The organism is Rhodoferax sp. OV413 (assembly GCF_900104385.1).
Classification (GTDB): Bacteria; Pseudomonadota; Gammaproteobacteria; order Burkholderiales; family Burkholderiaceae_C; genus Rhodoferax_B.
The window spans coordinates 119,391-140,879 of the sequence record NZ_FNJA01000002.1; the positions used below are offsets into that span (position 1 = coordinate 119,391).

At 62.5% G+C, this 21,489-nt stretch carries 20 protein-coding genes; 10 read left to right on the forward strand and 10 right to left on the reverse strand.

Annotation, left to right across the window (positions count from 1 at the left end; genetic code table 11):
* Positions 1-22: 22 nt before the first annotated feature.
* From BLT66_RS07980 to BLT66_RS08005, 6 genes are all read left to right on the forward strand, one after another.
* Positions 23-1,303, forward strand: coding sequence for a lytic murein transglycosylase (locus BLT66_RS07980; RefSeq protein WP_092757162.1), 1,281 nt, complete (start codon positions 23-25; stop codon positions 1,301-1,303).
* Positions 1,304-1,788: 485 nt separating this feature from the next.
* Positions 1,789-2,253, forward strand: coding sequence for a DUF421 domain-containing protein (locus tag BLT66_RS07985; protein ID WP_092757163.1), 465 nt, complete (start codon positions 1,789-1,791; stop codon positions 2,251-2,253).
* Between the two features lie 22 nt (positions 2,254-2,275).
* Positions 2,276-4,702, forward strand: a complete 2,427-nt coding sequence (locus BLT66_RS07990; protein WP_092757164.1) for a catalase — start codon at positions 2,276-2,278, stop codon at positions 4,700-4,702.
* 183 nt (positions 4,703-4,885) lie between these two features.
* The gene (locus BLT66_RS07995) at positions 4,886-5,260 is read left to right on the forward strand and encodes a response regulator (protein ID WP_092757165.1); all 375 of its coding nucleotides are present in this window, start codon (positions 4,886-4,888) and stop codon (positions 5,258-5,260) included.
* A gap of 162 nt (positions 5,261-5,422) precedes the next feature.
* Positions 5,423-6,502, forward strand: a complete 1,080-nt coding sequence (locus BLT66_RS08000; RefSeq protein ID WP_255406829.1) for a hypothetical protein — start codon at positions 5,423-5,425, stop codon at positions 6,500-6,502.
* Positions 6,503-6,644: 142 nt separating this feature from the next.
* Positions 6,645-7,133: a hemerythrin domain-containing protein gene (locus BLT66_RS08005; RefSeq protein WP_092757166.1), complete on the forward strand. Its 489-nt coding sequence runs from the start codon at positions 6,645-6,647 to the stop codon at positions 7,131-7,133.
* Positions 7,134-7,216: 83 nt separating this feature from the next.
* Here BLT66_RS08005 and BLT66_RS08010 read toward each other — a convergent pair whose 3' ends face one another.
* Positions 7,217-7,603: a response regulator gene (locus BLT66_RS08010; protein ID WP_176955011.1), complete on the reverse strand. Its 387-nt coding sequence runs from the start codon at positions 7,601-7,603 to the stop codon at positions 7,217-7,219.
* A 106-nt stretch (positions 7,604-7,709) separates the two neighbouring features.
* Here BLT66_RS08010 and BLT66_RS08015 point away from each other — a divergent pair, with 106 nt between their 5' ends.
* From BLT66_RS08015 to BLT66_RS08025, 3 genes are all read left to right on the forward strand, one after another.
* Positions 7,710-9,173, forward strand: a complete 1,464-nt coding sequence (locus BLT66_RS08015) for an ATPase domain-containing protein (protein ID WP_255406830.1) — start codon at positions 7,710-7,712, stop codon at positions 9,171-9,173.
* Positions 9,173-10,681 carry a hybrid sensor histidine kinase/response regulator gene (locus BLT66_RS08020; RefSeq protein WP_092757169.1) on the forward strand — a complete coding sequence of 503 codons (1,509 nt, stop codon included), beginning with the start codon at positions 9,173-9,175 and terminating at the stop codon, positions 10,679-10,681. Before BLT66_RS08015 ends, BLT66_RS08020 begins: the two co-directional genes overlap by 1 nt.
* A 147-nt stretch (positions 10,682-10,828) precedes the next feature.
* Complete coding sequence (locus BLT66_RS08025) at positions 10,829-11,332, forward strand: hypothetical protein (RefSeq protein ID WP_092757170.1); 504 nt, start codon at positions 10,829-10,831, stop codon at positions 11,330-11,332.
* Positions 11,333-11,555: 223 nt separating this feature from the next.
* Here BLT66_RS08025 and BLT66_RS08030 read toward each other — a convergent pair whose 3' ends face one another.
* From BLT66_RS08030 to BLT66_RS08055, 7 genes are all read right to left on the reverse strand, one after another.
* On the reverse strand, positions 11,556-13,307 hold the full coding sequence (locus tag BLT66_RS08030; protein ID WP_092757171.1) for a cytochrome c biogenesis protein DipZ: 1,752 nt from the start codon (positions 13,305-13,307) through the stop codon (positions 11,556-11,558).
* Positions 13,308-13,344: 37 nt separating this feature from the next.
* Positions 13,345-14,370, reverse strand: coding sequence for an alpha/beta fold hydrolase (locus tag BLT66_RS08035; protein WP_092757172.1), 1,026 nt, complete (start codon positions 14,368-14,370; stop codon positions 13,345-13,347).
* Positions 14,371-14,614: 244 nt separating this feature from the next.
* Positions 14,615-14,746, reverse strand: coding sequence for a hypothetical protein (locus BLT66_RS27105; protein ID WP_255406831.1), 132 nt, complete (start codon positions 14,744-14,746; stop codon positions 14,615-14,617).
* A gap of 2 nt (positions 14,747-14,748) precedes the next feature.
* Positions 14,749-15,498: a response regulator gene (locus tag BLT66_RS08040; RefSeq protein ID WP_092757173.1), complete on the reverse strand. Its 750-nt coding sequence runs from the start codon at positions 15,496-15,498 to the stop codon at positions 14,749-14,751.
* Positions 15,499-15,522: 24 nt separating this feature from the next.
* Positions 15,523-16,830, reverse strand: coding sequence for an ATP-binding protein (locus BLT66_RS08045; protein ID WP_092757174.1), 1,308 nt, complete (start codon positions 16,828-16,830; stop codon positions 15,523-15,525).
* Positions 16,831-16,883: 53 nt separating this feature from the next.
* The gene (locus tag BLT66_RS08050) at positions 16,884-17,303 is read right to left on the reverse strand and encodes an organic hydroperoxide resistance protein (protein ID WP_092757175.1); all 420 of its coding nucleotides are present in this window, start codon (positions 17,301-17,303) and stop codon (positions 16,884-16,886) included.
* 243 nt (positions 17,304-17,546) lie between these two features.
* A complete protein-coding gene (locus tag BLT66_RS08055; RefSeq protein WP_176955012.1) occupies positions 17,547-18,371 on the reverse strand; it encodes an SDR family NAD(P)-dependent oxidoreductase in 825 nt (274 codons plus the stop codon).
* A gap of 393 nt (positions 18,372-18,764) precedes the next feature.
* On the opposite strand from BLT66_RS08055, the gene BLT66_RS08060 reads away from it, so the two are divergent.
* Positions 18,765-19,316, forward strand: coding sequence for a TetR/AcrR family transcriptional regulator (locus BLT66_RS08060; RefSeq protein WP_092757177.1), 552 nt, complete (start codon positions 18,765-18,767; stop codon positions 19,314-19,316).
* A gap of 119 nt (positions 19,317-19,435) precedes the next feature.
* Here the strand turns inward: BLT66_RS08060 and BLT66_RS08065 are convergent, their stop codons facing one another.
* Both BLT66_RS08065 and BLT66_RS08070 read right to left on the reverse strand, forming a co-directional pair.
* Positions 19,436-20,320 (reverse strand): type 1 glutamine amidotransferase domain-containing protein, encoded by an 885-nt coding sequence (locus BLT66_RS08065; RefSeq protein WP_255406832.1) that lies wholly within the window; start codon positions 20,318-20,320, stop codon positions 19,436-19,438.
* Positions 20,321-20,367: 47 nt separating this feature from the next.
* On the reverse strand, positions 20,368-21,444 hold the full coding sequence (locus BLT66_RS08070; RefSeq protein WP_092757178.1) for an alkene reductase: 1,077 nt from the start codon (positions 21,442-21,444) through the stop codon (positions 20,368-20,370).
* Positions 21,445-21,489: the final 45 nt, after the last annotated feature.

Genomic DNA, 21,489 nt, shown 5'->3' on the forward strand with positions numbered 1-21,489 from the left:
CGTGTGGGTGAAAATCGGCGGAATGCATTTATCCATTTCTCTGCCGGTACGCCGGTCTTGGCTGCTTTCCACGTCGCTGATAGTGCTGCTCGCAGGTTGCGCCGCTACACCATCCAAACCGCTCCCAGCGCCAGCCGTGTCAGCCCGTCCAGCAGAGGCCACGCCCGATGCGCTTGCCCCCCAGCAGGGCTTTGTGCGCTGGGTCGACGGCTTCCGCGCCACGGCACGCGCTGCCGGCATTAGCGAGGCTACCTTGCATGCGGCGCTCGACAACATCCAATACCTGCCGCGCGTGGTCGAGCTGGACCGCGCGCAGCCTGAGTTCAACCGCACGGTCTGGGACTACCTGGACAGCGCGGTGTCGCCGCAACGGGTGACCCGCGGGCAGGACAAGCTGCTGCAGGTGCGCACCGAGGCCGATGCTGCGGCAGCGCGCTACGGCGTGCCCGCCAACATCCTGGCCGCCATCTGGGGCATGGAGAGCAATTACGGCAGTAACTACGGCGATATTCCGACCATCGACGCCCTGGCGACCCTGGGCTTCGAGGGCCGGCGCGAAGACTGGGCGCGCGGCCAGCTGGTCGCGGCGCTGAAGATCCTGCAGAACGGCGATATCGACCCTGCGCACATGGTTGGCTCCTGGGCCGGCGCCATGGGCCAGACCCAGTTTCTGCCGTCGAATTTTCTGGCTTATGCGGTAGACGCCGATGGCGACGGCCGGCGCGACATCTGGGGCAGCATGGCCGACGTGATGGCATCGACGGCGAACTTCCTGGCGCGCTCGGGCTGGCAGGCCGGCCAGCCCTGGGGCACCGAGGTACAGCTGCCGCCGGGTTTTGACGTAGGCCGCGCCGATGCCGGGCTGCGGCAGTCCTCAACCCAGTGGGCGGCCGAAGGCCTGCGCAGCATGGACGGAGCACCGCTGCCGGACTTGGCCGACGCCGACCTACTGCTGCCCGCCGGCGCGCGCGGCCCGGCCTTCCTGGTCGGCTCCAGCTTTCGCGCCATCCTGCGCTACAACAATTCCACCAGCTACGCGCTGGGGGTAAGCCTGCTGGCGCAGCGCCTAGGCAACGGCCCGGGCGTGAAGGCGCCCTGGCCACGTGATCTGCGCGCGCTGACCCGCAGCCAGTTGCTGGAAATGCAGACGGCCTTGAACCAGCGCGGCTTTGCCAGTGGCACGCCTGACGGCATGATGGGCCCGGCCACGCGCGACGGCCTGCGGCGCTACCAGCGCAGCATCGGCCTGCCGGCCGATGGGTATCCGGATCTGGAACTGCTGCAGCGCCTGCAGCAGAAGTAGCCCCGCCGGCTGGCCAGCCTACTTGCTCTTGTTTCTATAGCTTCTTGTGCAGGTGATATCTGCGCTAGAGCATGATTTGACTTAAATTTTAGAACCATGCCAACGCCATCTCGGCGTAGGGCAACCGCGTTCTTTACATCCGTGTCCTACGGGTGATGAAACCCTCTGCATCCCTGATCGCTATGCGTTCGGCTGGCTTGCCATCGCTCATTTCCTGTTCGGCAGTTGCCGCTTGCGACCCCGAGAGCGCCCTCCCAAGGATTGTCAGACATCGCTGACAACAGGCTCAGCGCCTGTCCTTCAACGCGGCGCCGACCTGCGTGCAATAGTCAATTCCTGTGGTTCGGACGAGGGAGCCCTGTGCGGATTGCGCCCGGTGTTCGGGAGGCGGACACGGACCCCCCAATCTGATCACTTTGTGCGCCGATCACACACGATCGGTTGCCGCCTATTCCCGTTTGCAAGAAAGATGGACCGTGTTTTCAATGCACACAGACTGGTGGGAACTGCCATTGAGAGCCGCGATTATCTACATCGCTCTGCTGGTGATGGTGCGGGTGTCGGGCAGGCGTACGGTGGGCCAGTTCACGCCTTTTGATCTGCTGGTGGTCATGCTTTTAAGCGAAAGCGTGTCCAGCGGTTTGAGTGGCGGAGAAGACTCGGTGACCGGCGCGCTCCTGGCTGCAACGACCTTGGTCGCCCTCAACGTATCGGTCGCATTTTTCACCTCGCGCAGCAGAGGCTTTCAGCGCGTGGTCGAGGGTGATCCCATCCTGATAGGCCGCGACAGCGTCATTTTTGAAAATGTCTTGCGTGCGCAACGCATCCCTGTTTGCGATGCCAAACAGGCGCTCCGCGAAGCGGACTGTGAGCTGAAAGACATGAAGTTTCTATTTCTTGAGGCCGATGGAGAGATCAGCGTGCTCAAGGATTCTTCCCCACCTGCTTAGACCAACCCACCGGAGCCCCGAAATGCCCAAACCTAAGAAACCTTCTTCCCCTTCCAGTTCAAAAGCCGACCAGGCCATAGCCAGTGCAAAAAACACCGACAGCGGCCCGTCGGAAGGCCCTGCACCGCTAGAGCTAAGGGACGCGGCCGCCAAGAAGATGGCCGAGACGCAGGCGGTAGTTGCCGCCATTCCATTCAATGCATCGAAAGCATCTGAGCATGGATTTGACAATGGCATCTCGCCGCCGGCCGGGCAGACGGCAGCGCCGCTTTCGCGGATGACGACGGCCAGCACGCTCTCAGAGTCGTACCACGCAGGCAAGGTGGGCACCGTGGCACCGGAGGGCGTGAACGCGACGATCGGCACGCTGGACCGGGTGCGGGTCGACTCCGGTGGCCAGACGCTCACCACCAACCAGGGCGTGGCGATTGCCGACAACCAGAACTCACTGAAGGCGGGCGTACGTGGCCCGGTGCTGCTGGAAGATTTTGTGCTGCGCGAAAAGCTGACGCACTTCGACCATGAACGCATCCCCGAGCGCATCGTGCATGCCCGCGGCTCGGCGGCGCATGGCTACTTTGAATGCTACGCACCATTGACTGAACAAACCAAAGCCGCACCGTTCCAGGAAGCGGGCAAGGTAACGCCGGTGTTCGTACGCTTTTCCACCGTGGCGGGCGAGCGCGGGTCGAAAGACACGGCACGCGATGTGCGCGGTTTTGCCGTCAAGTTCTATACCGACGAAGGCAACTGGGACCTGGTGGGCAACAACATGCCGGTGTTCTTCATCCAGGACGCGATGAAGTTTCCGGACCTGGTGCATGCCGTCAAACCCGAGCCGCACCACGGCATGCCGCAGGCAGCCAGCGCGCACGACACCTTCTGGGATTTCATCTCGCTGATGCCCGAGTCCACCCATATGCTGATGTGGGTGATGAGCGACCGGGCCATTCCACGCAGCTACGCCACCATGCAGGGCTTTGGTGTGCACAGCTACCGCTTTGTGAATGACGCCGGGGAGTCGGTGTTCGTCAAATTCCACTGGGAGCCCAAGTACGGAACCCATTCGCTGGTGTGGGACGAGGCCGTCAAAATCTCGGGCGCCGACCCGGACTACCACCGCCGTGATCTGTGGGAGCGGATTGAATCCGGCGTGTTCCCTGAATGGGAGTTGGGCGTGCAGATCTTCACCGAGGAACAGGCTGAAGCCTTTAGCTTCGACATCCTCGACGCGACCAAGCTGATTCCTGAAGAACTGGTGCCGGTGCAGCCGGTCGGCCGCATGGTGCTGAACCGCAACCCGGACAACTTCTTTGCCGAGACCGAACAGGTCGCTTTTTGCACCGCGCATGTGGTGCCCGGCATCGACTTCAGCAACGACCCACTGCTGGCCGGGCGCATCCACTCGTATGTGGATACCCAGATTTCGCGTCTGGGCGGGCCCAATTTCCACGAACTGCCCATCAACTCACCGATTGCCCCGGTGCACAACAACCAGCGCGACGGCATGCACCGCCAGGCCATTCCCCGCGGCCGCGTAGCGTATGAGCCCAATTCGCTGGGGGGTGGCTGTCCGTTCCAGGCGGGTGCGGCGCAGGGCTTCGTCAGCGTGCCGGCCCGGCTGGAAGCCAAGGAGGCGCAGGGCAAAGTCCGCGCCAAGCCCGAGAAGTTTGCCGACCACTACACCCAGGCCACGCTATTCCTGGACAGCCAGACCGAGGTGGAGCGTGCCCATATCGCCGCTGCGTTCCGCTTTGAACTGAGCAAGGTGACAGTGCCGGCCATCCGCGAGCGGATGGTGGCATCGCTGCTCAACGTGTCCGAGGAGCTGGTGAAGACGGTGGCTGCTGGCCTGGGTATGGCGAAGCTGCCAGCGCCGCTTCCCAAAGCCTTGGAAACCGTCGAGACCCCAGAAGTGACGGTCTCGGCCGCTCTGTCGCTGAAGGCCCGACCGGGTGATGGATCGATTGCCGGTCGCAAGGTCGCATTGCTGGTGGCCGATGGCGTCGATGGCGACAGCCTGCTGAAGATCCATGCGGCCTTGCTGGCCCAGGATGCCGTCCCCCGCTTTGTTGCACCCCACATCGGGCGCGTTGCCACCAGCGATGGCACCGAGATCGAAGCCGATGCCTCACTTGAAAACGAGCCGGGTTTCCTGTTCGACGCTCTGGTGCTGCCCAACGGCAAGGCCGGTGTGGATGCATTGTCCAAGGACGGGCATACCGCCGAATTCATCAAAGATCAGTACCGCCACTGCAAGCCCATCCTGGTCCTCTCGGGCTCGCAAACATTGTTCGCGCAGGCCGGCGGCTCCGACCTGACGCCCAGCGGTGGACAAGACCCCGGGATCTTTCTGGGCCCGTTCCGCAGCTCCACGGTTCAAGCCTTCATCAAAGGCATTGGCCGGCACCGCCACCCCGAGCGTGAAACGGACCCACCAAGGGTCTAGGCGCCTGTGGCAGGCGTACTGCCCTGAGTCAATCAACTACTTTTTAAGCATGAAACCCAGCTCTCTTTCCACGCTTTTGCCTCAGATTCCTCCGCGCCCGGGCAGCAGTGGGAATAGGTTTGGTAGCGGCCACTGCATGAGGCCCGTAGGCCCACTGGGGGTACAAAGTGGCAGGACACAGCCATGCGTGTAGTGGTACTGGAAGACAGTGCGGTGGTCCTGCGCGAGCTGGAACTGATCCTGCGGGCCATGGGCGCCAAGCTGGTGTTCACGACCGCTACAGCGGATGAGGCGATGGACTGGTTCAGGCTCAACCCCTCGGCTTGGGACCTGGTGGTTATCGACCTGTTCCTCGCCTCCGGCAATGGGTTCCAGCTGCTGGACATCTGCCGTGGGCGGTCGCCAGCGCAGCGTGCGGTGATTCTGTCCAACTATTCGGGCAGCTATGTCCGAGAGCACGCCCTGCGCGCAGGGGCCGACGCATTTTTCGATAAGTCTTTCGACATGGAGAAGATGGTCGATTTTTGTATCGATTTCCACCAAAACCTCAAGGCTTAAAAGCTGCCCGCGCCTTACCTAGACCGCAGCGGATGCGGCCGCATTTCGTGCGTGGGGGCGCAGGAAGAATCGCACGATTTCCGCAGAAGCGGCCGGCCCGTTCACATCGGTGTAAGACTCCTCTGCACTTCCACCGAACCATGTGTGGGAACTCGCGTAGAAATGCAACAAAAAGCTAGCAGCATCCCGTCCTACGGCATGCCAGGAGGGAAGCCGACAGCCGCCTTTCGTGGCCCGCAGCACCATGCAGTCTCATATTTTTGGAGACACAGCGTGAACGACACCATACTGCCCGGCCCGAGGAATGTTGCCCAAGGGGCTGCATCCAACTATCTACAAAGTCCGGCGCCGCCGGCAAGCGCCGTCTCCTGGGCGGCCATCGTCGCAGGCGCCGCAGGCGCTGCTGCACTGTCGTTGATCCTGCTCATCCTGGGGGTGGGCCTGGGACTTTCTTCTGTCTCGCCTTGGTCTGGCCAGGGGGCAACGGCCAGCACCTTCGGCATCTCGACGATTCTGTGGATTTCGTTCACCCAACTTGCTGCGGCCGGCATGGGCGGTTACCTGGCGGGTCGTCTGCGCACACGTTGGGCGGCAGTTCATACGGACGAGGTGTACTTTCGTGACACCGCCCATGGATTTCTGGCCTGGGCAGTTGCCACTTTGGTGACTGCCGCTTTGCTGACGTCCACTATAGGCGGCATCGTTAATGGTGGCGTGCAAGCCGGTGCCAACATGGTTTCAGGCGCGGCAAGCACTGCAGCGAATGCAATGCCTGCACTGAGCGCTGCCGCCAAGCAGGACGCTGCGTTTGCAGACCAGGGCTATTTCGTCGACGGCCTGTTCCGAAAAAGCATGGCGGCTCCCGCCCCGGATGCTGCGGCCAGTGCGTCCGCCGGTGTCAGCAAGGATGAGGCTGCGTCTTCGTCGGCAGAGGCCGGCCGCATTTTCGCCAGCGCCATCGGCAAAGGGACTTTGCCAGCCGACGATCTGAAGTACCTAGGCCAATTGGTCGCACAGCGCACGGGCATGCCGCAGGCAGATGCCGAGAAGCGGGTGACCGAGGTATTTGGACGCTTGCAGGCCAGCGCCAAGGATGCAGAAGCGGCAGCCCGTAATGCGGCCGACAAGGCCAGAAAAGCCTCTGCGTACAGCGCGCTGTGGCTATTCGTTTCCCTGCTGATTGGCGCCTTTGTTGCCAGTCTGGCCGCGACCTACGGCGGTCGTCAGCGCGACCTTTTCTAACACCCAACCCAAGGAGGCATTTGATGCGTTCACTGCTTTTGCTATTTCTGGGGATACCGATCCCCATCATTATTCTCATTGCCCTTTTCGTCCACTAGGCGGCAGAGCTTCTGCCACCACAAACCATCTAAGGAATCACACCATGGCGACCTTGACCAAGACAACTGTCCCTCCAGCCACTTCGAAACCCCAAGAGGCAACGGCCATGCTGCGGGCCGACCACAAGCGGGTCAGCGAGCTGTTTGCGGAGTACGACAAAGCCCGCTCTGATACCAAGAAAAAAGACTTGGTCAGCACCATCTGCACGGAGCTGAGCGTCCACGCGCAAGTCGAGGAGGAAATCTTCTACCCCGCCGTCAAACGTGCATTGCGCGACAAAGAGCTGGTTCCAGAAGCCACGGTGGAACACGCGACACTGAAGGACCTGATCGCCCAAGTGGATGGGATCACCCCCGACGGTGAAATGTTCGATGCAAAGGTCAAGGTCTTGTCCGAGTACGTGAAGCACCACGTCAAGGAGGAACAGACAGAAATGTTCCCCAAAGCCAAGAAGACCAACTTGGACATGCTTGCGCTGGGTGCCCAGATGGCATCGCGCAAGAGCGAATTGCTGGCCGGCCGAATAGCTTGAGTCGGAGTAACACAGCCTAGCGCCGTTATCCAGGCCATTGCCAGAAGTTTCAAAGGCAGTGGTCTGGCTAATTCGCGGGATGTTTATGTGCGCTGCGGCGGAAAGAGTTTTTGAATATCGCTGGCCAGTACAGGTTTTACAAAATGGTGGTCGACCAAGGCAAATGCCGCATTGACCCGGGGATCCAAAGTGCTGCTTCCGGTTACTGCAACCAAAATCACGTCGTCGCCAAACTTGGCGCGCAGGTGGCGTGCGAGATCCAAACCATCCATTCCGGGCATTGCAATGTCCAGCAATACGCACAGGGGTGTTGAGGTTTCGATCGCGTCCAATGCATCCTGTGCGCTGAACGCCATGCGTACGCTGTAGCCGTCGATTTCAAGCAGCATCGCCAGCGATTCCGCGGCATCAGGCACATCGTCCACCACCAAAATATCGATAAGATCTGATTTGAAAGAATTTGCTTTCATTGGATTTACTCCTCCACCTAATGTCCAAACCATTCTGGCATAGGGCACAGTTTCTAAATGTTTCTAGTTTGCTGAATAGGCGCGTTGCATATTGGGAGTGATGTATATGCTTTCCACAGGAATACCGGGGCTCGATACCGTTTTGGAAGGTGGGCTGACCAAGGACCGCATCTATCTGGTGGAGGGTGAACCAGGCACCGGCAAAACCACCACCGGCCTGCAGTTTTTGCTGGAGGGCATACGCCAAGGAGAGTCGGTTCTGTACATCACCTTGGCAGAGACCCAGCAGGAACTCGCGGCGGTTGCCTTATCCCATGGCTGGGACATATCGGACTTGCATGTCCACGAAGTACTGCCCGCCGAAGACATGTTGAACGCGGATACGCAGTACACGATGTTCCACCCCTCGGAGGTGGAGCTGTCCGATATGTTGAAAACCATCTTGACCGCGGTGGAGGAAAAAAAGCCCGTCCGCATCGTGCTGGATTCATTGTCCGAACTGCAACTCCTAGCGGAGTCCCCACTGCGCTACCGGCGCCAAGTTCTGGCGCTCAAACAGTTTTTTGCGAGGCGCCAGTGCACGGTGCTGATGCTGGACGATCGCACGTCTTCGCTGGGTGATTTGCAGGTCCGCAGCATTGCCCACGGCGTGATCCAGCTGGACCATTCCGTGAAGGACTACGGCAAAGAGCGCCGGCGGCTGCGCATCGTCAAATACCGCGGCCACAGCTTTGTTGGCGGGCTGCATGACTACGTACTGCACCGCGGCGGATTGGAAGTCCATCCCCGCTTGGTGGCTTCTGAGACGCGAGCCATCAATGCCCGTCGGCAGCTGAGCAGTGGCTTGGCCGATCTAGACCTTCTGTTGGGCGGCGGGATTGAGGAGGGTACCAGCACGCTGATTGTGGGCCCCCCTGGCACCGGCAAGTCTTCGCTGGCGGCGCAGTTCGTGTCCGCGGCCCACTCGCGCGGTGAAAAGACGTCGATGTTTTTGTTCGAGGAATCTGCCAGTAATTTGCTGCACCGTGCCGACGGACTGAATATGACCTTGCGCAGTGCGATAGACACCGGCCAGCTGACCATACAGCAGGTGGATCCAGCGGAACTGACGCCGGGGCAGTTCTCTGCGGCCATCGTGGCAGCGGTGCAGCGCGGTACCCGCGTGGTGGTGATCGACAGCTTGAACGGCTATTTGCAGGCAGTGCCGGATGAGCGATTCCTGGTGACGCATCTGCATGAAATCTTGACCTATCTGGGACAAAACAAAGTGGCCACCATTTTGGTGGGCGTGCAGCAAGGCATGCTGGGAAGCACCATGTCTACGGCCTTGGACGCCAGCTACGTTGCGGACAACGTTTTGATGCTGCGCTATTTTGAAGACGACGGAGAAATCAAGCAGGCCGTATCGGTATTCAAGAAGCGCGGCAGTATGCACGAACGCACGATCCGGGCTTTTTCCATGTCCAAAGAGGGCATCAAGGTTGGCCAGGTTTTGCGAGGCTACCGCGGCATCCTCACGGGCGTGCCAGTGTCTCTGACGGAACACAAGGCACCGGCGGCGTCGCCCTGATGGAACTCGGTGTACTCATCTACCTGACCACGGGGCAAGATGCGTTCTTGACGCAGAAACTCCTCGACGCCGCACAGATCAAAGTCCGCGTTTGCAGAGGCCCCCGAGAATTGGCAACCCGGCTCAGCGAGGGGGTGGGCGCCTTGCTGCTGGCCGAAGAGGTCTTGGGCGGCACCGAGGGTGTGCTGCGCCAATTCATCGTGCAGCAGCCCACGTGGTCGGACTTGCCCGTGCTCTTGCTGACAAAGAACGGCATGGACTCGTTGGAAATTCAAAGTGCTGTGGAGCATCTGGGCAATGTGACGCTGCTGGAGCGGCCGGTGCGCACGATGGCGCTCCTGAGCTTTGTCAAATCGGCACTTCGGGCGCGCGAGCGCCAGTACCAGGTTCGTGCCTTCAACCAGCGCAAAGACGAGTTTCTCGCCACGCTGGCCCACGAATTGCGCAATCCTTTGGCCCCTATCCTTAATGCTGCCGGTATCTTTGAGCGCCTGTACCCATCCGCCCAGACGACCAAACTGGTGGACATGGTCAACCGGCAGATCAAACACCTGACACGGCTGGTCGATGACCTGATGGAAGTGGCCCGCATCAACACCGGGAAAATTGAGCTGCAGCCCGCGAAAACTTCGGTGGCGCAAGTGGTCAGCCATGCACTTGAAATCGCCGATGCTTCGCTGCGGGAACGGCGGCACCAGGTAGCAGTGCTACTGCCGCAGCCAGACATTCCGCTGCATGCCGACCACGTGCGGCTGGTTCAAAGTCTGGCCAACATCATCGTCAATGCCGCTAAATTTACCCCGCCGGAAGGCAAGATATCGGTCACGGCCGAGGTCGACGGAGTCTCGGCGTTCTTTCGGGTGAAAGACAGCGGCAAAGGCCTCAGCAAAAAGGGCCTGGCAAGCATCTTCCACATGTTCGCCCAGGAACGGGCCGCGGGTGAGCCCTCTACGGGCTTGGGAATCGGGCTCCACCTGGCAAAGGTGTTTACCGAAATGCATGGCGGCTCGATTTCTGCAAGCAGCCCTGGGCTGGGGCAAGGCAGCGAGTTCACCATCCAGGTGCCCATCACGCCGCAGGGGCATCCTCTGTCATTCCCCGCGGCACCGACCGTACCCGCCGTGCAAAACCTGCCTCGCCATGTACTGGTGGTGGACGACAACCAAGACGCTGCCGACAGCCTTGCCGAGTTTCTGGCGCTCCAGGGCATAGAAGTCTCCGTTGTTTACGATGGCCACTCGGCCGTGAGCTCGGTGTGCCAGCGCTTACCGAATGCTGTCGTGATGGACATCGGTATGCCCGGGATGAATGGCTACGACACAGCCCGTGAAATCAGGCGTCTGCTACCTGGCAAACAACCCTTGTTGATCGCATTGACCGGATGGGGCCAGCATGCGGACCGCAGCTTGGCCCGGGATGCCGGGTTTGACTTCCATTTTGTAAAACCAGTCAATGTCCAGCGGCTGCTTGCTTGCCTGGGTGGCCCGTCAGATGCCAGTGGTATATGAAGTGTCCACCATTTTGCTATCAAAAAAGTAGCTGCTTGCGCTGATTAAATATGCGCTAGCGGCCTATTTCATATAAATAGTAATCCGTAGGTTGTCAGACCCTGCCCACAGTTCCCTCGCCATGGCTTCCGTGCCAAGATAGGTTGTATGAAATCTTTGCTCCCGCTGTTCCGCATCATCCATGGGCTGGTCGCCCTGCTGTTTGCCTGCGCTGCGCTCATGCTGATTGCCATTGCGGCGCGCATGGGCTGGCAGGCGTTTGCCAACGGCTGGGACGCGGTGGCTGCGCAGGCCATCATTGAGGCGATCGGGCTGCTGGCGGCGGCCGTGGTGGCCTTGCAGATTGCCGAAACCATCACCGAAGAAGAAGTGATACGCGATGCCGACATCAGCGCGCCCACCCGGGTGCGGCGCTTTCTGTCGCGCTTCTTCGTTGTGGTGGTGGTCGCCCTGGCCATCGAAGGCCTGGTGGCCACGTTCAAGGCGCTGCACGAAGACCCGACCCAGCTACCGTATGCTGCCAGCACACTCGTGGCCACCGCCTTGCTGCTAGCCGCCTGGGGCGTGTTCGTGCACCTGAACCGTTCTGCCGAAGAACTGGAGCCCGAGGCCATGGAAGACGCCAAGCGCGAAGACAAAAAATTGCAGTAACCGGGATCGTGGTGCGCAAACCCATCGGCGACCGCCGTCCAGCGGGCTACGATGGACGGTTCTCAGCATTGTTGAAAAGTGCTTGCCTTGCAGTGTGGCAATCGAGGATGGGCGCGAAACGCGAACGTCAAACCGGGCCTTGGGCAGATCGTCCAATTCTTGCAAGCCTGCTGCCCGCGCCGTGTTGCAGGCTAGATGTCACTGGTCGACAAGTCAGAGTGCTTCATCCGAATGTAAAGGCATAGCCCCGTGCTCCCGGGTCGAGGAATTGGATCTCCAACGTACGCGGTTTGACCGCGCCGCTCTGGCGCACCAGCTGGTACAGCCGGGTCGCGTCCAGGCGGCCATTGCCCTCGGCGTCCACGTCCGTGCCGTGGTTGATGCCGGGCGGCTGGCCGTCCAGCGTCAGGCGAAAGCGCAGCGGCTGGCCGGATACCGCGCCCAGCACCAGATTGGCGTCGCGGGCCTGGAAGCGCAGCGCCAGGCGGTTGCCGGCCTGGTTGGCTTCCACGTACTCCGGCTTAAGCGTCCAGTTGCCGGCCAGCGACCAGGTATTGGCCTGCAGCGCGGCGGGTGTGTAGCTTGTGGCTTTCTCGGGCATGGCGCTGCCATTGACGCGCAGGCCGCCGCCCTTTTCATAGCCCAGATAGGTTTCAGGGCTGCGCAGCGTGTCCGTGTCGGCCGCCAGGCCCAGGCCCTGGGTGTCCGCTTGCACAGCAGCCTGGGCGGTGTTTGCCGTGGCAGCGCCGGCTTCGCGCAGCAGGTCTTCGATCACGCGTTCCGAGGCCGCATAGCCACCTTCGCCGAACTGGTGGTGCCGCACGCGGCCCTGCGCGTCGACGAAGTAGAGCGCCGGCCAGTACTGGTTGCCAAAAGCGCGCCAGATGCGGAAGTCGTTGTCCTGCACCACCGGGTAGCTGATCTGCAGGTCTTTCAAGGCTTTCTTGACGTTGCCGGGGTCCTTCTCGAAGGCGAATTCCGGGGCGTGCACGCCGACCACCACCAGGCCACGGTCGGCGTACTTCTGTGCCCAAGCTTTCACATAGGGCAGGGTGCGCAGGCAGTTGACGCAGGAGTAGGTCCAGAAGTTCACCAGCACCACCTTGCCACGCAGCGCGGGGATGGATTGGGGCGCGGCGTTAAGCCACTGCGTGCCGCCGTCCAGGCTGGCCCGCGTGGACTCCACCGGTAGTTTGCTGGGCCGTGGCGCGCCGTTGTCGGGGCGGGCGGCGTTGCCGTCTGGCAGTTCTGCCGCGTTGGCCGCCGGCATCACGCGCTGCAATAGGCTGGCCTCCAGCCCGGCGCCGCCAGCGCCGCTGAATGCGCCAAGCAGGCGTGTATCCAGGCCGGTGGCAACAGCTACGACGCCGGCCAGCATGGCCGCGCCCACCACGCGGCGGCCGGCCACGCCGGGTAGCCAGCGCGCTTTCAAGGTGGCCAGGGTATTGGCGCTCAGCCGCAATGCAGCCCACAGCGCCACGGCAGCACCCGCAGCGTAGGACAGCAGCAGGAGTGATGTGTGGGCACTGGGGCCGAGCAGGGCGGCGCTGGACAGCACCAGGCCCAGCACCGGGCCGGCGCAGGGTGACCAGATCAGACCGGTAGCCACCCCAAGCAGCGCGGAGCCAAGCCAGGGGCTTCGCGTCTCCAGGCGCGCCAGCCGCTCACCGGCGTTGACCAGCGGGCGGCTCCACCACCTGGCTAGGCCGGGCAGCATCAACGAGGCCGCGAACAGGGCCAGGCAGAGCAGGGCGAACCCACGGCCGACCTGGTTCAGCTGCGCGGCCCAGGCCCCGGCCACCGCGCCCAGCGAGGCCACCGCCGCAAAGGCCAGGGCCATGCCCGCCAGCAAGGGCAGCGGGCCTTGTGTGAAGGGCCGGCCCTGGCGGGCGAACACAAAGGGCAGGACCGGCAGGATGCAGGGGCTGAGCAGGGTCAGCATGCCGGCGGCGAAGGCAAGGAGGTACAGCGTCATGGCGGCTCCGGTAGGTGCTTGGTGGGGGCTTGTGGGCTCAGAGCCGCGTGACGTCGATCACCGCCTGCGCAAAGGCGGCCGGCGCTTCCTGCGGCAGGTTGTGGCCTATGCCACCGTCCAGGTTGCGGTGCTGGTACTTGCCGCTGAACTTCTTGGCGTAGGCGGCGGGCGCGGGGTGGGGTGCGCCATTGGCGTCGCCTTCCATGGTGATGGTGGGCACGGTAATGTTCGGTGCGGTGGCCAGCCGGGCTTCCAGCGCGTCGAAGCGGGATTCGCCCTGCACCAGGGCTATGCGCCAGCGGTAGTTATGGACCACGATGGCGACGTGGTCCGGGTTGTCGAAGGACTGGGCGCTGCGCAGATAGGTCGCATCGTCAAACTGCCATTTCGGCGAGGCCTGCTGCCAGATGAAGCGGTTGAAGGCGGCGGGGTTGGCGGCGTAGCCGTCGCGGCCGCGGTCGGTCGCCAAGTAGGACTGGTACCACCAGGCGAATTCCGCGGCGGGGGATTGTGGCTTGGCGTTGGCCTGGGGGTTGCCGATCAGGTAGCCGCTGACGGAGACCAGGCCGGCCACGCGTTCGGGCCAGATGGCGGCGATGATGCAGGCCGTGCGCGCACCCCAGTCGAAGGCGCCCAGCACCGCCTGGCGTATGCCCAGCGCGTCCATCAGCGCGATGATGTCCTGGGCCACGGCGCCCTGCTGGCCGTTGCGGAAGCTGTCAGCGGACAGGAATCGCGTGCCACCGTAGCCCCGCAGATAGGGCACGATCACGCGGTAGCCGGCGGCCGCCAGGCGCGGCGCCACGTCGACGAAGGCGTGGATGTCATACGGCCAGCCGTGCAGCAGGATGGCGACGGGGCCGTTGGCCGGGCCGGCTTCGGCATATTCCACGCGCAGATCGCCGGCGTTGATGGTTTTCAGCGACTCGAAACGGGTAGCGCCGTCGCTGGTGGCCGCGCGTGCCGAGGTGGCCAGCAGGCTGCCGATGGGCGCGATGGCCAGGCTCAGTGCAGCGCTGCCCAGGAAGCTGCGGCGGCGGGTGGGGGAGTTCAGGGAGTTCATCGTCGGGCCTTTCAGGTTGGGGTTGAAGCGTTGCCGACACCAGCGCGTCGGTTGCCCCTAGTACACCGCCGCGATGTATGTGGCATGTGTCATGCGCACCCTCAAAATGCATGGCCGTGTAGCCAGCCGGGAGGGTAGATACACAGCGGTACAAAGCCGTTGCGTGGCCTGCGTCAGCGCGCGCCAAAACACCACCGCCACCCTGAAGGTGGCGGTGTTAGGTACGTGAAAAGGAGGCTTGGGTCTAGACGCTAGTGCCGCGCCGCCGCAGCACGGCGTGGCTGCTGGGCACCGCGCAGGGCCGGCCCGCGGGCTGGCCGATTTCAGAAGCCAGGCCGCCGAAGAAGAACGCCAGGGAGAACAGTAATCTGCGCATGGCTACTCGTCCTGCACCTCGACCTGGCTGGCGAACACATAGCCTTCACTGCGCACGGTCTTGATGTAGCGCGGCTCGCGTGCGTCGTCGTTCAGGCATTTGCGCAGGCGGCTGATCATCAGGTCGATGGAGCGCTCGAACAGCTCGGTCTCGCGGCCCTGGGTGATGGACAGGATCTGGTCGCGGGTCAACACCTTTTGCGGGTGGTCCACCAGCACGCGCAGCAGCCGGTACTCGGCGCCGCTGAGCGACACCACCACGCCCTCCTGGTCCAGCAGTATGCGTTCGACTGTGTCGAGCCGCCAGTCGCCAAACACCAGAAAGCGCGCCTCGTCGCTGCTGCGCATATTCGGCGGCAGCATGCGGGTGCGCCGCAGCACGGACTTGATGCGCGCCAGCAGTTCACGCGCAGCGAAGGGCTTGGGCATGTAGTCGTCTGCGCCCATCTCCAGCCCCAGCACGCGGTCGGCCTCGTCGCCGCGCGCGGTGAGCATGATGATGGGTGTGGTCTTGAACTTGCCGGCGCGCAGGTCGCGGCACAGCGTCAGACCGTCTTCGCCCGGCAGCATCAGGTCCAGGATGATGAGGTCGAACGGGCCTGCCGTTTCCAGCATCTGGCGCATGTGCCGGCCCGTGGGCGCGGTGCTGACGCGCAGGCCATTCTTTTGCAGATAGGCGCTGACCAGGTCGCGGATGTCGCGGTCGTCGTCAACCAGAAGAATGTGGTCGCTGGCGGGCACGGTGCTTGTCATGGTGTGTGGGGTGTTTGGCGGGGTTCAGGTGGGCAGTTTCAGGCTGGCGCGCAGGCCGCCTTCGGGGCGGTTGTGCAAGCTGAGCTCGCCGCCCAGCGACAGGGCCAGCTGGTGGGCGATGGCGAGGCCCAGGCCGGTGCCCCCGGTTTCGCGGTTGCGCGAGCTTTCCAGCCGGTAGAAGGGCTGCAGCACGGCGGCCAGCTGGTCCTCGGGTATGCCCGGCCCGGCATCGCAGATATCGATGTGCAGGCTGGCGCCGTCCAGCCGAAGATGCACGTCTGCACGCTGGCCGTATTTCAGCGCGTTGTCCACCAGGTTGGTGAGGACGCGGCGCAGCGCGTTCGGGCGGGTACTGATGGGCGCGCCAGCTTCACCTGCCAGGCTGACGGGGCTGCCGGTGTCGGCGTAGTCGTTGACGATGCTGCGCACCAGGGCGTCCATGTCCAGGCGCCGCACTTTTTCTTCGGAGCCTTGCAGCGTTTTGGCGTAGCTCACGCCTTCCTGCACCAGGCTGCGCATGGCTTCCAGGTCTTGCAGAAATTTGTCGGCGTCGGGCATGTCGTCCATCAAATCGACACGCAGGCGCATGCGGGTGATGGGGGTTTGCAGGTCGTGCGAAATGGCCGCGAGGATTTGCATGCGTTCATTCAGGTAGCCGGCTATGCGCTGCTGCATCGCGTTGAAGGCGCGCGCGGCGCGTGTAACTTCGAGCGGGCCGGTTTCCGCAACAACGGACGGCTGCAGGTCCGGGCCCAGCTGGTCCGCCGCGGCCGCCAGCCGCTCCAGGGGTCGCGTCACCAGGCGCATCCCAAGCCAGGCGCAGGCCGCCAGCACCAACAGCTGGGCGAGCAGTAGCCAGGTGACCCAGTCCGACACCGGCATCGGCACGCGGCGCGCCAGCACATACAGCGATGAGCCGTCACTGAGGCGCACCTGCATGCGCACGGTCTCGCGCATATTGCCCAGTTGGCCCACGGCCAGCACCGGGAAGGGCCGCAGCGCGTTGGCGACCACCTCGACGAAACCGGCCAGGGCGGGGGCGGTCGGGGGTGGCGTGTCGACCACGCCCTCCAGGGAAAAGCCATAGTTGGGCCGTTCCAGCTTCTGGAACCAGTCGCTGCGCTCACTGGCGGGCAGGCGGTCCAGGATGGCGACCGAGCTCGCGATGTCGTGCTCGACGCCGCTGAGCATCAAATGCATCAGCGTCTGCCCGCGCTCGTAGCGTATTGCCACGTAGGTGAGCAGTTGCGCCACGCCCATGCCCAGCACCACTAGCAGGGTGACCCGTGCCAGCAAGGTAGACGGCAACAGCCGCCGGAGGTATGCGTGCATTCGGTTCACCGTGGTGTGGTTACTGGGCCCGTGGGTTGTGGGATGGGCGGCGTTCAGACGAGCGACAGCGCGACCTGGATATTGCCGCGGGTGGCCTTGGAATAGGGGCACAGTTGGTGCGCGCCTTCTACCACGGCCAGAGCCTTGTCGTGGTCTACGCCCGGAACGCTGATCTGCAGGCGGGCCGACAGCGTGAAGCCGTCCGGGCCCTGTACCAGGTCTACCTCGGCATTGACGGCCAGGCCGTCGGGCAGCTTCACACCCAGGGGCTGGGCGGCGCGCGCCATGGCGCCCATGAAGCAGGCGGACCAGCCGGCCGCAAACAGCTGCTCGGGATTGGTGCCGTTGCCGACAGTGCCGAAGCGTGTCAGGGCGATGTCCAGGCGGCCATCGTCGCTGCGCGACGTACCCGTGCGGCCGCCGATGGTGTGGGTACGGCCTGTGTAGAGAACCTTGGTGTCTGCTGCGGTCATGGAGAAATCCTTTTGATAGCGTGTGTGTCGAAATGACGGCGCGATTGTTGAAGCGCAGCGTGTTTCGCCCAAGGGGATTTCTGACCGAATGTAGGTCTGCCAAAGCCCGCGTACAAAACTATACAAAACTCTGGACTGTTGTCGCTGACCAGGCTTTCGTCTACCCGTCCATTCACGCCCGCAGCGGGGGCCTGAACGGGATGCGTGCGCATACCAGTCCTCTGCGATAGTTGCTCGCTTCTCTCAAGTCCCTTTGCGCGCCGGCAGTGCCAACCGTGGCTTGCCCAACACTTGGGTCGCCACCCGCGACGCAAACTGCCGCGTCAAGAAGCGCACGCCGAAGGTTGATAGCTTGTTGAACAGCCCGGGCACCACCGTGCGCTTGCCAGCCAGCATCGCTTCGATCGCGGCGTGCGCCACGAACTCTGCGCTCTTCGTTGACGCATTCGCGATCCACGAGTAGTCGCCCCCGCCGGACGCGGCGTGGAACGCGGTTTCGGTGCCGCCAGGGCAGATGCAGGTCACCGACAGCGGCGTGCCACGGTGCTCGTCATGCAGACCCTCACTGAAGTTGCGGACGAACGCCTTCGACGCGGCGTACAGCGCCATGTTCGGTACCGACTGGTAGGCGCCGGTCGACGCGATGTTCAGCATGTGCGCAGGCTCGGTGCTGGCCTTGCGCGCGTCGACAAAGCACCGCGCGAGCTGGACCAGTGAGGTCATATTGAGTTGGACGAGCTCTGCGTCGCGTGCCCAGTCCACCTCGTCGAACCGGCGGAAATAGCCGAACCCGGCGTTGTTGATCAGAATGTCGATCGGGCCGCTGGCGGTGGCGGCGTCCCACAGTGCGCGCGCGGCATCGGGCTTGCCGAGATCTGCGGTGACGATCTCTACTTTCACGCCCTTGCAGGTCGCGGCGACCGCATCCAGTGCGTCGCGGCGCCGTGCCGTCAGCACGAGATCCACGCCGAGCGCCGCGAGCTCACGCGCGATGGCTGCGCCAATGCCGCTGGATGCGCCGGTTACGAGCGCGCGCTTGCCAATGTGGGCAGTTGTACCTGTACTCAAATCGTTCTCCTTATCGTGTAGAGCGGCCAAGGGACTCCAAGCCTCTCGATCTGCGCATATATCGATGCTACACCTGTAATATAGCACTGATATAGAAATAGGTCTAGAGAGCACCTTGTGTCGGAGAGCAGCCGCCCGATCTGCCCATGGCACCGGCATGCTGGAGTAGAAGTCTCGGCAGTTCCATGTGCAAGGAACTCCCCAGCTCCCGGCCGGCAATCTGGACTCGAACTCCCTGCCGCATGCGACAGAAGCAGCACGCTACGGAAGTAATATGCTGCGTACGTAGAATCGGTCAGCTCCTAGCGACAGTTCGCGCGAAATCGCGGCCCTCGTGCGCAGCGCCGACTTTCCTCTTTCAGAAATCCTTCTAAGTCTTTTCCGAACCCACCTGTGGCATCCGACACCGAGACCGCAATTTTTCAGGCCGCTGCGGCCCTGCTGGAGGCACGTGGACCGGCTGGTTTGACAACCCGCGCCGTTTGCGCGGCTGCCGGCATCACTGCGCCCACGCTCTACCATCACTTTGGCGGCAAGGGCTCTCTTGCAATGGCGCTTGTTAGGCAGGGCCGGGGTGAGTTCATGTCACGCAGGCGCGCTTCCAAAGCCTCTGATGATCTGATGAAGCAGCTGAAAACACATTGGGATGATGCTGTCGACTTCACGCTCAAGCGCCCTCACCTTTACGCCCTGCTCGTCGAGCAAGCTCAGCTCCATCCAGAATTGCTCGATGAGACGTTCGCCGACATGCGAGCGCTTGTTCAACGCCTCGTAGATACCGGCCGCTTTCAGGTCCCCATGGAAGACGCGGCGCGTGCCATCTTGGCCGCGTTCAATGGTGTCCTGTCCTTGCGTCAAATGGGTACGACGGCAGCAAGCGAGGTTGCGGCGACGAGCAACTTGATATTCACTGCTCTGATGACCGAGTTGAATAAAAAACGCTGAACTGCAAGTTCTTGCCCAAGGGCGCATAAAGGGCAAGGTCGCGGTCAATATGAAATAGAGACGAGCAATAACTGCAAAGTCCCCCAGAACCTGTGCCGGCCGGCACAGGTTCATTCCCTTTAGTTAGCTTGCGTGGCCAACTTCGCCATCAAAGCCTTGCCGAAAACGTCGGCCGACAAGGGCTGTTGACCGGTGATCAGCTCCCGGTCGACTACGACGTTGGGCTGCCAATCGGCACCGTTTTGGATAGTGGCGCCGGCTGCGGCCAAAGCTGCGTCCGGATAAAAGAGGACCTGACCGCCGAGCTGCGCGCTGCCTTCTATCTGCTTCTCTTCGGATGTTGCGAAGACGCTTAGCTTGTAGCCCGCATACGTCCAGCCCTTCGACAGGTTCTTGACCGCAGTGGTATCACCTGCGATGAGGGAAGATTGAAACTTGGCTGCTTCGGGCAGGGTGGACAGAAGAGCTATTGGTCCGTGGCAGATGATTGCTGTAGGCTTCGCGGCCGCGTGGAAGCTCTTCAGGATGGTGCCGAGCGACTGTTCTTTCAGCAGATCTTGCATAGGCGCATGGCCGCCCGGAATGAACACCGCTGCATAGCCGCTGGCGCCTTCTGCGGCAACAGATGCCAATGTTTTGGGCTTCTTCAACGAATCGAACTTAGCAACGTAGGAGAGTGCGTCTGTACGCTTCGCATCATCGCCGCCGAAGTAATTCTTGTTGTTCGAACTCACGTCCATTTGAGGCGTGTCGCCCTTTGGATTGGCAAACACCGGTGTGTACCCCGCATCGACGAGCATCCGCAGCGGAACAGCGAGCTCGTTGAGGAAGTAGCCTGTTTGGTACTGCTTCCCATCCCGCAGTTCGAGCTCATGGGCGCTCGACATCACTACAAGGATCTTCCCTTTGTCAGCGGCGGAGGCGGCGGCCGGCATAAGGCTGGCCGTGGCCGCAAGCGCAATCGACATGAGCGCGGTTTTTAAAGTATTGATGTTGAAAGTCATATGGGTTCTTTTAGTCGTTCGTGAGCTTGAAGTGGGTCGGTTGATGTTTAGCCGGCAAGCGTCGGATAGTCGCTGTAGCCCTTGGCACCCGGCGTGTAGAACGTGGTGGGGTCTGGTGCGTTCAATGCCGCGTCCTGGCGCATGCGCTCGACCAGATCCGGGTTGGCGATGAAAGGCCTGCCCATGGCGGTCAGGTCCGCGTGGCCTTCGCTCAGCGCCTGTTCTGCGCTGGCCTTGTTGAGTCCACCGGCAAGGATGAAGGGGCCGTCGAATGCAGCCCTCAGATCGGCCTTCAATTTCGCCGGGACGGGCGGGGCGCCCATGGTCGAATGGTCCAGGACGTGCACGTACATGAGGCCGAGTGCGGAGAGTTGCTTCACCAGCGACAGGTACTGTTCGTCCACACCATCGAATGCGCTGGTGCTATTGACCACGCCGTGAGGCGACAGGCGGATGCCGACGCGCTCAGCGCCGATCTCCTTCACGGCGGCACGGGCGACCTCTAGTACCAGTCGGTTGCGTCCCTCGGCCGTGCCTCCGTAGCCATCGGTGCGGCGATTGACATTGGCGTTCAGGAATTGTTCGAGCAAGTAACCGTTGGCTGCGTGCAATTCAATGCCGTCAAAGCCGGCTTGGATGGCAAGGCGCGCGGCCGTTGCGTACTCGCCGATCACAGTCTGGATGTCGGCCTCGGTCATGGCACGCGCCGGCGAGTGCGGTTGGTCGCCTTGGGTATCCGTCCTCATCTGGCCCGGGCATGTTCCCGATGAAGCGCTCAGCACTTCTGTTCCGGCCGGCATATTGTCTTTGTGGGACACCCAGCCGGTGTGCATCAGCTGCACGACGATCTTGCCGCCCTTGGCATGGACTGCGTCGGTCACCAGCTTCCAGCCTTGCACCTGGGCGTCATTGAACAGACCCGGAATGCGGGCGTAGCCCAAGCCATTGGGCGAGGGCGAGGTTCCTTCCGTGATGATGAGTCCGGCGCTCGCGCGCTGGGCGTAGTAGGTGGCCATCAGGCTGTTGGGCGTGTTGTTGTCGACCGCGCGGTGGCGCGTGAGCGGCGACATCACGGTGCGATTGCTGAGCTGGGTGGCACGCAGGGAGAAGGCTTCGAAAAGCATGGACTGTCCTTGGAAAAATGAAAAATGGGAGAAAAGGGAAGCGCA

Bases quoted from the DNA above. Each gene is read 5' to 3' on its own strand.
- BLT66_RS07980 (WP_092757162.1), top strand. From the start codon at position 23: ATGCATTTATCCATTTCTCTGCCGGTACGCCGGTCTTGGCTGCTTTCC.
- BLT66_RS07985 (WP_092757163.1), top strand. From the start codon at position 1,789: ATGCACACAGACTGGTGGGAACTGCCATTGAGAGCCGCGATTATCTAC.
- BLT66_RS07990 (WP_092757164.1), top strand. From the start codon at position 2,276: ATGCCCAAACCTAAGAAACCTTCTTCCCCTTCCAGTTCAAAAGCCGAC.
- BLT66_RS07995 (WP_092757165.1), top strand. From the start codon at position 4,886: ATGCGTGTAGTGGTACTGGAAGACAGTGCGGTGGTCCTGCGCGAGCTG.
- BLT66_RS08000 (WP_255406829.1), top strand. From the start codon at position 5,423: ATGCAACAAAAAGCTAGCAGCATCCCGTCCTACGGCATGCCAGGAGGG.
- BLT66_RS08005 (WP_092757166.1), top strand. From the start codon at position 6,645: ATGGCGACCTTGACCAAGACAACTGTCCCTCCAGCCACTTCGAAACCC.
- BLT66_RS08010 (WP_176955011.1), bottom strand. From the start codon at position 7,603: ATGAAAGCAAATTCTTTCAAATCAGATCTTATCGATATTTTGGTGGTG.
- BLT66_RS08015 (WP_255406830.1), top strand. From the start codon at position 7,710: ATGCTTTCCACAGGAATACCGGGGCTCGATACCGTTTTGGAAGGTGGG.
- BLT66_RS08020 (WP_092757169.1), top strand. From the start codon at position 9,173: ATGGAACTCGGTGTACTCATCTACCTGACCACGGGGCAAGATGCGTTC.
- BLT66_RS08025 (WP_092757170.1), top strand. From the start codon at position 10,829: ATGAAATCTTTGCTCCCGCTGTTCCGCATCATCCATGGGCTGGTCGCC.
- BLT66_RS08030 (WP_092757171.1), bottom strand. From the start codon at position 13,307: ATGACGCTGTACCTCCTTGCCTTCGCCGCCGGCATGCTGACCCTGCTC.
- BLT66_RS08035 (WP_092757172.1), bottom strand. From the start codon at position 14,370: ATGAACTCCCTGAACTCCCCCACCCGCCGCCGCAGCTTCCTGGGCAGC.
- BLT66_RS27105 (WP_255406831.1), bottom strand. From the start codon at position 14,746: ATGCGCAGATTACTGTTCTCCCTGGCGTTCTTCTTCGGCGGCCTGGCT.
- BLT66_RS08040 (WP_092757173.1), bottom strand. From the start codon at position 15,498: ATGACAAGCACCGTGCCCGCCAGCGACCACATTCTTCTGGTTGACGAC.
- BLT66_RS08045 (WP_092757174.1), bottom strand. From the start codon at position 16,830: ATGCACGCATACCTCCGGCGGCTGTTGCCGTCTACCTTGCTGGCACGG.
- BLT66_RS08050 (WP_092757175.1), bottom strand. From the start codon at position 17,303: ATGACCGCAGCAGACACCAAGGTTCTCTACACAGGCCGTACCCACACC.
- BLT66_RS08065 (WP_255406832.1), bottom strand. From the start codon at position 20,320: ATGACTTTCAACATCAATACTTTAAAAACCGCGCTCATGTCGATTGCG.
- BLT66_RS08070 (WP_092757178.1), bottom strand. From the start codon at position 21,444: ATGCTTTTCGAAGCCTTCTCCCTGCGTGCCACCCAGCTCAGCAATCGC.